Here is an 8,337-nt window from a genome sequence, read left to right as displayed (position 1 = left end):
CCCGAGAAGCAGGCTCGGCCCGCCCCGGCCGAGGGCTCCGCCCCCGAGACCCCCGGGGCTCCGCCCCGAACCCCGCAAGGGCTCCCGCCCCCGGACCCCCACGGGCAACGGGCTTGGCCCACCGGGCCCGGCCGAGGGCTCCGCCCCCGAACCCCCTCGGGGCTCCGCCCCGAACCCCTCGGGGCTCCGCCCCGAACCCCGGCGTGAGCAGGACCAGCCACCCACTCAGGCCCGTCCCGGACCCCCACGCGGGCTCCGGTCCCAGGCCCCCGGCCAGGGCAGGGGCCAACCCGGCCCAGGCCGGGGCTGCGCCGGCCCTCCGGCGTGGGCAGGGCCCGCCGGGCTGCGCCCCGGGTCCCCGGCGTGGGCAGGGCCCGCCGCCCCCTCGGGGCTCCGCCCCCGGGCCCCGGGCCCCTCTCAGCCCTCTGCCGCCAAGCGGGCCAGCCGGCGGGCCTGCGCTCTCGTCGACCGTGCCACCGACTCCTCGTCCACCGTCACCAGCCTGCCCTCCTCCACCACCGGCTTCCCGCCGACCAGCGACAGCGTCACCGGTGCCGGCGCGCCCAGCACCAGCGCCGCGACCGGGTCCGCTATCGACGCATGGGCCAGGCCGTCGAGCCTCCACAGCACCAGGTCCGCCAGCTTGCCCGGCTCCAGCGAGCCGATCGCGTCCGCGCGGCCGAGGACCTGCGCGCCGCCGTGCGTGGCGAGGCGTAGTGCCTGGCGGGTCGTGAGGGCCTTCTCGCGGTGCGGGCCCAGGCGGTTGACCAGCAGGGCGTTGCGCAGCTCCGTGTGCAGTTCGCCGGACTCGTTGGAGGCCGTGCCGTCGACGCCTAGGCCGACCGGGACGCCCGCCGCCAGCATGTCGGGGACGCGGGCGATGCCCGCGCCGAGGCGGGCGTTGGACGAGGGGCAGTGGGCGACGCCCGTGCGCGTGCGGGCGAAGGCGGCTATGTCGGCGTCGGACATGTGCACGCAGTGGGCCATCCACACGTCGTCGCCGAGCCAGCCGGTGGACTCGAAGTAGCGGGTCGGCCCCGTGCCGAACCGCTCGTGGCAGAACTTCTCCTCCTCCACCGTCTCGCTGCCGTGGGTGTGCAGCCGCACACCCTTGCGGCGGCCCAGCTCCGCGCCCTGGCGCAGCAGTTCGGTGGAGATGGAGAACGGCGAGCAGGGGGCCGCGGCGACCTGCACCATCGAGTCGTACGCGGGGTCGTGGTGGGCGTCGATGACCGCCTCGGTGCCCGCCAGGGCGCCGTCCAGCGTCTCGACGGCGAAGTCCGGCGGCAGGCCGCCGTCCCGCTCGCCGAGGTCCATCGAGCCGCGGGCGAAGGTGAAGCGGACGCCCGTCTCGCGGGCGGCGCGGACGATGGCGCCGGAGAGGTCGCCCGCGCCGCGGGGGTAGACGTAGTGGTGGTCCGTGGCGGTGGTCACGCCGCCGCGCGCGAGCATCGCCAGCGAGCCCTGCGCCGCCGCGTGGCACATCGGCTCGTCGATGCGCGCCCAGGTGGGGTAGAGGGCGACGAGCCAGTCGAAGAGGTTGGCGTCCTGGGCGAGTCCGCGGGTGAGCCACTGGTAGCAGTGGTGGTGGGTGTTGACGAGTCCGGGTGTGGCCAGGTGGCCGGCGGCGTCGATCCTGCGCACCACGCCGTGGAGCCCGGCCGGCGCCGGGCCGGGGCCCACCGACTCGATCCGGTCGTCCGCGACGACGACGTGCCCGGAGGCGTGCTCCGTGCCGTCGGCGTCGACGGTGGCGATCGCGCAGTTCTCGACGACGGTGCGCCGTGCTGCCATGGGTGCCTCGGCTTCCGGTCAGCGGGTGGTCGTGTCGTCGGGGATGCGGGCGTCCGCACCGGGGCGCAGGACGGTCGCCTCGATGAGGCCGTACGGGCGGTCGGCGGCGAAGTAGACGGCGCCGTCGGCCGCGTCGTTCGTCAGCCCGAAGGACTCCAGGTCGACGCGGAAGTGGTGCTTGTTGGGGAGGGAGAAGCGGATCTCCTCGATCTCCGGGCGGTGTTCCACGACCCGCGCGCCCATCGCGTAGAGGGTCTGCTGCAGCGAGTGCGAGTAGGTGTCGGCGAAGGCGGTGAGCAGGTGCCGCACGGCCTGCTCGTACGACGCGTCCCAGGCCGGCGGCTCCGCGCCGGCCGCGCCGGTCCAGCCGTAGCGCCACCGGGCGGAGACCTCGGTGGCGAGGATGCGGTCGCCGTCCTCCTGCAGGGTGGTGTACGCGTCCTTGGCGTAGCCCCGGAACTCCGAGTCGGTGGTGTTCATGACGACCAGGTCCGTCAGCCCGCCCAGCACCTCGAAGCCCTCGCCGTCGCGGGTGACCTGCGCGACGCGGGTCTCCCGGCCGCGGCGGGCGAAGGAGTGCCGGGCGGGGGAAGATACGTCGATCCGCTCCCAGGCGTACTCCTCGACGCGGACGCGGGCGCGGCGGATCGCCTCCCGGCTGTCCGTGAAGTGCCGGGCGAGGCGGACGGCGAACGCCTCGGGGGAGTCGATGCCGTGCTCGCGGGCGAAGGCGTAGACCGTGTTCTTGGCGGTGTCGGTCGGGAGCACGTGGGCGTTGGAGCCGGAGTAGTGGGCCTCGTCCATGTCGCCGGAGAGGGCGACGGAGACGTTGAGGTCGCGGACGTGGTGGACGGCGCCGTCGCGGGTGACCTTCAGGACGCGGGTCTCGGCCTTGCCGTACTGGTTCGGCCCGAGCACCGCGGTACGGGCGGCGCGGGCGGGCTCGGGACGGTCTGCCATCTGCTAGCTCCCTCGGTAGACGGAATAGCCGAACGGGGTGAGCAGCAGCGGGACGTGGTAGTGCTCGCCGCCGCGTACGGCGAAGACGACCGCCACCTCCGGGAAGAACGCGCCGCCGTCCGGGTACCCCGGGGCGTCCTGCCCACTCCCGGCCGCCGGTCCGCCGAGGTACGGGCCCGTGGCGAAGACCAGCCGTACGCGGCCGGTGCCGGCCGGCAGCGCGGGGAGGTCCCGGACGCGGCCGTCGGCGTCGGTGGCGGAGGCGCCGTGGGCGGTCCAGCCGCCGGTGCCGTCGCCGCTGACGGAGAGTTCGACGGCGACCCCGGCCGCGGGGCGGCCGAGGCTGGTGTCCAGGATGTGCGTGGAGACGGTCGCGGCAGCGGCGCTCATGGGCGGGCTCCTTCTCGTTCGGCGTCTGCTTCGCCGCCTCCTTCGACGAGGCGGGTCAGGCGGATCCGGTTGATCTTGCCCAGCTCGCGGCGCGCGATCCGCCGCTCCTCCTCCGGCGCGTTGCCGATCCGCTCGCGCAGCGCGTCCCGCAGCTGCTCGGCGCCGAGGCCGGTCGCGCAGATCAGGAAGACGTGCCCGAAGCGCTCCTGGTACGCGAGGGTCAGCTCCAGCACCTCCGCCCGGAGCGCCTCCGGGGCGTCCGCCATGCCGCGCTGCTCGCGTGCCGAGGCGGGGTCGCCCGGCCGCGGCCGGCCGATGGGCGGGTGCCCGGCCATCGCCTCGCGGAGGCCGGCGTCGTCGAGGGCGGCGAGGGCGGCGTCGGCGGCGGCGTAGAGCCGCGCCGCGTCCGCGTACGGCCGGGCGGCGGCGACGGCCGCGGCCCAGGGGCCGGCCGCGCACACCTCGCGCAGCAGGGTGCGGGCGGCCTGGTCACCGGCGGAGTTGAGCCGGGCGAGGCCCGGCGGAACGCGGGAGGTCACAGCGGCAAGCTAGGAGCCCCGGAGCACATCGTCAACAGTTTGTTGAATTTCCGCGTCAGCCGTCCCCCGGCGGCGGACCCGGCCGGGCCTCCCGGTTCAGGTAGTTGTAGATGGTGAACCTGCTGACGCCCAGCGCGCCGGCCACCGTCTCCACCCCGTGCCGCACGGCGAACGCGCCGCGGGTCTCCAGGACCCGTACGACCTGCTGCTTCGTCCTGCGGTCGAGCCGCGCGAGCGGCACCCCGTGCCGGCGCTCCAGCTCCGCGAGCATGTGGTCCAGCGAGTCCGCCAGGTGCGGCAGCCGCACCGCCAGCACCTCGCGACCCTCCCAGGACAGCACGACGTCGTCGCCCTCCGCCGCCTCCGGCGCGACCAGTTGCCCGCCCAGGGCGTCCACCAGCGGCCTGACCGCGTCCACGAAGGGGTGGTCCGCGGGCTCCGTCATGCGCTCCCCTCCCCCGGCCCCTCCGGCCCCTCCGGCCCTTCCGGCTCCTCCCGCCCGGCCGGCGCGTCGCCGACGACGCTGACCTGCAGCGAGATACGGGTGGCCCCGGACACCAGCGACCGGCGCAGCAACTCGTCCACGGCACCGAGCACGGCCTCCGCGCCGCCCTCCGCGCTGTTCCCGAACGGGCCGACGTCCACGGCGTCCAGACCCGCCGACTCCACCAGGTCGCGGGCCGCCACCGCGTGCGGCGGCGGCTCCTCCAGGTCGAACGGCTCGGTCGTGAACTCCACCCTGAGTCGCATCCGAGCAGCATACGTGCGCGGGCCGCGGCCCCGCCCCGGCCGGGCGGCGCCGGGGCGACGCTCCCAGGTGCCCGGGACAGCGGGTTGCCTAGCGTAGCCGCGTGATTCCGGGAGGTGACACATGACACGACCCCTGCGGGTGGCCGTCTGCGGGGCCGGGCTCGGCGGGCTCGCCGCCGCGGCGGCGCTCGCCCGGGCGGGCCTGGAGGTCGCCGTCTACGAACAGCGGCCCCGGCTGCCGGAGGACGAGACGGCGCTGCACCTCGCGCCCAACGGCAGCCGCATCCTGCAGCGCTGGGGCCTGGGCGCGGAGCTGCTCGCGCTCGCGGTGCAGCCGGTCGCGGTGGAGTTCCGCGAGTGGAGCGACGGCTCGCTGGCCTGGCGGCAGCCGCTCGGCAGACCGGACCCGGGCGACTGCACCGCCCCCTACTGCACGCTGCTCGCCGACGAGCTGTACGACCTGCTCCTCGCCCGGCTGCCGCAGGAACGCATCCGGCTGGGCCGGCGGCTGAGCGGCTTCACGGAGTCGGCGGACGGCGTGGCGCTGGAGTTCGCGGACGGGGGCGGCGCGACGGCCGACGTGCTGGTGGGCGCCGACGGTGTGCGCTCGCTCGTGCGCTCCCGGCTGATCGGCACCCCGCGCCGGGTCTACCACGGCGCCACCGCCTACAGCGGCGCGCTGCAGGCCGACGACGTGCCGGGGCTGCCCCGCGACCGGGTGACGGTGTGGCTCGGCCCGGAGGCCCGCGTGGTGGGCGCGCCGGTGTCGCAGGGCGAGCAGCTCGGCTTCGTCGCCGTGGTGCCGTCCGCGGGCCGTACCGCCCGGCCGCTCCCGGGGCGGGGCGGGACGGCCACGCTGGCGGCGGAGTTCGGCGGCTGGGCGCCGGACGTCAAGGCGATCACGGCCGCGGCGGGCGGCGTGCGGTCCTGGACGCCGTACGACCACGCCCCGCTGAAGCGCTGGGGCAGCGGCCGCGTCACGCTCCTCGGCGACGCCGCGCACCCGATGCTGCCGTACCACGGGCAGGGCGTCAGCCAGTGCCTGGAGGACGCGGTGGCCCTCGCCCACCACCTGGCCACCGCCCGCACCCCGGCCCAGGCGCTGCGCCGGTACGAGGCGCTGCGGCTGCCGCACACCGCCCGGGTGCAGCTCGGCTCGCGCGCGAACGCGTTCCGGCCGGCCGCCGTGCCGGACGTCTCCTGGGCGCAGGTCTACGACATCGAGGAGCACCTGCCGGGCTGACCACCCGGCGGTTGCGCAGCAAGCCGACCGCGTCGCGCACACACCGGCGGCGGAGCACGAGTCCGGCGCCCCGCACCGGGGGCGGGGCGCCGGGAAGGACGGCCCGGAGGTCGGCACCGGGCCGCACGGTCGCGAGGGGCCGCAGGGCGGCGGGCGCGGCGAGCGGTGCGACTGGGCCTCGCACCGGCTCCCGTCCCCGCCCCGGCCTCCGCGGTGGCCCGCACGCCGGTGAAGAGACGGCGCGCGGCCCGCGGGACTCGCCGGCCGTGCGGGGCCCTTCCCCCGTTTCGCGTGGCGGGGGAAGGGCCCCACCCAGCGCGGATCCCGCGGATCGCGCCGGGCCGTCCGGCGGGCCGCGGGACCCACCCTTGGCCGGAGTTGCACCCCCCGTGACGAACCGGTGACGCACCGCCGGTATCGTCACGCCCGCAGGGGCCGGGGACTGGGGCGGGTAACACATGTCGATCCGAGTCGTGGTCGCCGACGACCAGGCGCTGCTGCGCGGGAGCTTCCGGGTGCTGGTCGAGACGGCACCCGGGCTGAGCGTGGTGGGCGAGGCGGCGAGCGGGGCGGAGGCGGTCGCGCTGGCGGCGGCGGAGCTGCCGGACGTGGTGCTGATGGACGTGCGGATGCCCGAGGTCGACGGCATCGAGGCGACCCGGCAGATCTGCGGTTCCCCGGCGACGGCCGGGGTGCGGGTGCTGATCCTGACGATGTTCGACCTCGACGAGTACGTGTACGGGGCGCTGCGCGCCGGCGCGAGCGGCTTCCTGCTGAAGGACACCCCGCCGGCGGAACTGCTGCGCGCGATCCGCGTGGTGGCCCGCGGGCAGGCGCTGCTGGCGCCGTCGGTGACGCAGCGGCTGATCCGGCACTTCAGCCGGCTGCCGGAGCCGCTGCCGGACCTGCCGCGGGATCTGACGCGGGTGACGGTGCGGGAGCAGGAGGTGCTGGTGCTGGTGGCCCGCGGGCTGGCGAACGGGGAGATCGCCGACCGGCTGGGGCTGAGCCTGCCGACGGTGAAGTCGCACGTGAGCCACCTGCTGACGAAGCTGGACGCCCGGGACCGTATCCAACTGGTCATCACCGCCTACGAAACGGGCCTGGTCACCCCGTCCCGCCGGTGACCCCCGCCCGGGGCCGGACCGCGCCCCGGGCCCGCCGGCCCCCTGCTCCCCCTACTCCCCCAGCCCCGCCTCCCGCGCCCGCAGCATGGCCGCGATCCGGTCCTGCACCCCGAGCTTCGTGAAGATGTTCGAGATGTGGTTGCGCACGGTCTTCTCCGACAGCACCAGCTCCCGCGCGATCCGCCGGTTGTTGTAGCTGCGCGCGATCAGGTCGAGAACCTCCCGCTCCCGCTGCGTCAGCTGCGGGAACGCCCGCCCCGCCGGCACCGTGTGCAGCGCCGAGAAGTACCGGCTCAGCCGCTCCGCCACCGCCGGGCTGAACACCGCGCCGCCCGCCGCCACGCACCGCACCGCGCCCAGCAACTCCGCCCGCGACGCGCCCTTGTCCAGATACCCGTACGCCCCCGCGCGCAGCGCCGCGACCACCGCGTCGTCCTCCACCGACGCCGACATCACCAGCACCCGCGGCGGCGGCGAGCCGCTCCGGCACGGGGAGTTCAGCTGCCGCGTCGCCTCCACCCCCGAGCAGCCCGGCAGATGGAGGTCCATCAGCACCACGTCGACCCGCGCGTCCGGCTCCGCCAGCGCCGTCAGCGCCTCCTCGCCGGCCCCCGACTCGCCCGCGATCTCCAGGTCCGGCACGTTCTCCAGCGCCACCCGCACCCCGTCCCGGAACACCGGGTGGTCGTCGACGATGTACACCCGCACCGCGCTCACGCCGGCCCTCCCGGCAGCACCGCGCGCACCAGCGTCCCGTGCGGCAGGTCCGTCCGCGGCAGGATCCGCAGCGTGCCGCCCACCTCCTCCGCCCGCCGCACCATGGAGTCGATGCCCAGGCCCAGCGGGCGCCGCGGCGGCCGGCCGGTGCCGTCGTCGGCGATGTCGAGGCGCAGCGCCGTGGCCGAGGTCCACGCCCCGAGCAGGACGGTACGGGCCGCGGCGTGCCGCAGCGCGTTGGTCAGCCCCTCGGCGGCGATGCGGTACGCGGCGACCGCCACCGCCGGGTGCAGCGCGCCGAGCCGCCGCGGCACCCGGGCCCGCACCTCGGTGCCCGTGCCGTCGTGGCGGGCGGCGAGCCGGACGAGCGCGCCGGCGAGCCCGGCCTCGGCCAGGTCGGGGGGCCGCAGGTCGTCGATGACCGAGCGGATCTCGGCGCCCAGGCCGGCGGCCGTGCGGGCGGCGTCGGCGACGAGCCGGCGGGCCGCGGACCCGCCCGCGAGCAGCTCCGCCGCCGTCTCCAGCCTGAGCCGGATGCTGGCGAGGTTGCCGCCGATGCCGTCGTGCAGGTCGCGGCTGAGCCGGTGCCGCTCGGCCTCCCGGGCGGCGACGACCTGGTCGCCGCGGTGGCGCAGCTCCTCGCCCAGCACCAGCGCGGCCACCATCGGGGCCAGTTGGTCCACGTACGTGTCGAGGCCGCAGCCGGGCGGCGGCGCGTGGCAGCCGAACACCCCGTAGACCTCGCCCTGGTGGACCAGGGGCCGGCGCACCGCCGGGGGTGCGGGCACCCCGGCCCGGGCGCGGCAGGCGGCCGCCG

10 protein-coding genes are annotated in these 8,337 nt (G+C 76.7%); 2 read left to right on the top strand and 8 right to left on the bottom strand.

Features of this window, described 5'->3' with window-relative positions; genetic code table 11:
* Window positions 1-417 precede the first annotated feature (417 nt).
* The 6 genes from ABD317_RS29875 to ABD317_RS29850 are packed head-to-tail and all read right to left on the bottom strand — an operon-like array spanning window position 418 to window position 4,433.
* Window positions 418-1,794 carry an 8-oxoguanine deaminase gene (locus ABD317_RS29875; RefSeq protein WP_344293818.1) on the bottom strand — a complete coding sequence of 459 codons (1,377 nt, stop codon included), beginning with the start codon at window positions 1,792-1,794 and terminating at the stop codon, window positions 418-420.
* An 18-nt stretch (window positions 1,795-1,812) separates the two neighbouring features.
* Window positions 1,813-2,754 (bottom strand): factor-independent urate hydroxylase, encoded by a 942-nt coding sequence (gene pucL, locus ABD317_RS29870; RefSeq protein WP_344293816.1) that lies wholly within the window; start codon window positions 2,752-2,754, stop codon window positions 1,813-1,815.
* Between the two features lie 3 nt (window positions 2,755-2,757).
* Window positions 2,758-3,144 carry a hydroxyisourate hydrolase gene (gene uraH, locus ABD317_RS29865; protein WP_344293814.1) on the bottom strand — a complete coding sequence of 129 codons (387 nt, stop codon included), beginning with the start codon at window positions 3,142-3,144 and terminating at the stop codon, window positions 2,758-2,760.
* The gene (uraD, locus tag ABD317_RS29860; protein ID WP_344293812.1) at window positions 3,141-3,683 is read right to left on the bottom strand and encodes a 2-oxo-4-hydroxy-4-carboxy-5-ureidoimidazoline decarboxylase; all 543 of its coding nucleotides are present in this window, start codon (window positions 3,681-3,683) and stop codon (window positions 3,141-3,143) included. The genes uraH and uraD overlap by 4 nt, the downstream gene beginning before the upstream one ends.
* 55 nt (window positions 3,684-3,738) lie before the next feature.
* On the bottom strand, window positions 3,739-4,128 hold the full coding sequence (locus ABD317_RS29855; protein WP_344293809.1) for a helix-turn-helix domain-containing protein: 390 nt from the start codon (window positions 4,126-4,128) through the stop codon (window positions 3,739-3,741).
* A complete protein-coding gene (locus ABD317_RS29850; RefSeq protein WP_344293807.1) occupies window positions 4,125-4,433 on the bottom strand; it encodes a hypothetical protein in 309 nt (102 codons plus the stop codon). Before ABD317_RS29850 ends, ABD317_RS29855 begins: the two co-directional genes overlap by 4 nt.
* Before the next feature lie 121 nt (window positions 4,434-4,554).
* On the opposite strand from ABD317_RS29850, the gene ABD317_RS29845 reads away from it, so the two are divergent.
* On the top strand, window positions 4,555-5,676 hold the full coding sequence (locus ABD317_RS29845; RefSeq protein ID WP_344293805.1) for an FAD-dependent oxidoreductase: 1,122 nt from the start codon (window positions 4,555-4,557) through the stop codon (window positions 5,674-5,676).
* A gap of 458 nt (window positions 5,677-6,134) precedes the next feature.
* Complete coding sequence (locus ABD317_RS29840) at window positions 6,135-6,803, top strand: response regulator (protein ID WP_027752395.1); 669 nt, start codon at window positions 6,135-6,137, stop codon at window positions 6,801-6,803.
* Window positions 6,804-6,854: 51 nt separating this feature from the next.
* Here ABD317_RS29840 and ABD317_RS29835 read toward each other — a convergent pair whose 3' ends face one another.
* On the bottom strand, window positions 6,855-7,520 hold the full coding sequence (locus ABD317_RS29835) for a response regulator (RefSeq protein ID WP_027752396.1): 666 nt from the start codon (window positions 7,518-7,520) through the stop codon (window positions 6,855-6,857).
* The coding region (locus tag ABD317_RS29830) for a sensor histidine kinase (protein WP_344293803.1) at window positions 7,517-8,337 on the bottom strand (821 nt) is incomplete at its 5' end. The genes ABD317_RS29830 and ABD317_RS29835, both read right to left, overlap by 4 nt.

Source organism: Streptomyces synnematoformans, assembly GCF_039531005.1.
In the GTDB taxonomy this organism is placed as follows: Bacteria; Actinomycetota; Actinomycetes; order Streptomycetales; family Streptomycetaceae; genus Streptomyces; species Streptomyces synnematoformans.
Note: the sequence above shows the minus strand (reverse complement) of the source record. Positions and strands in the feature narration are given on the sequence as shown.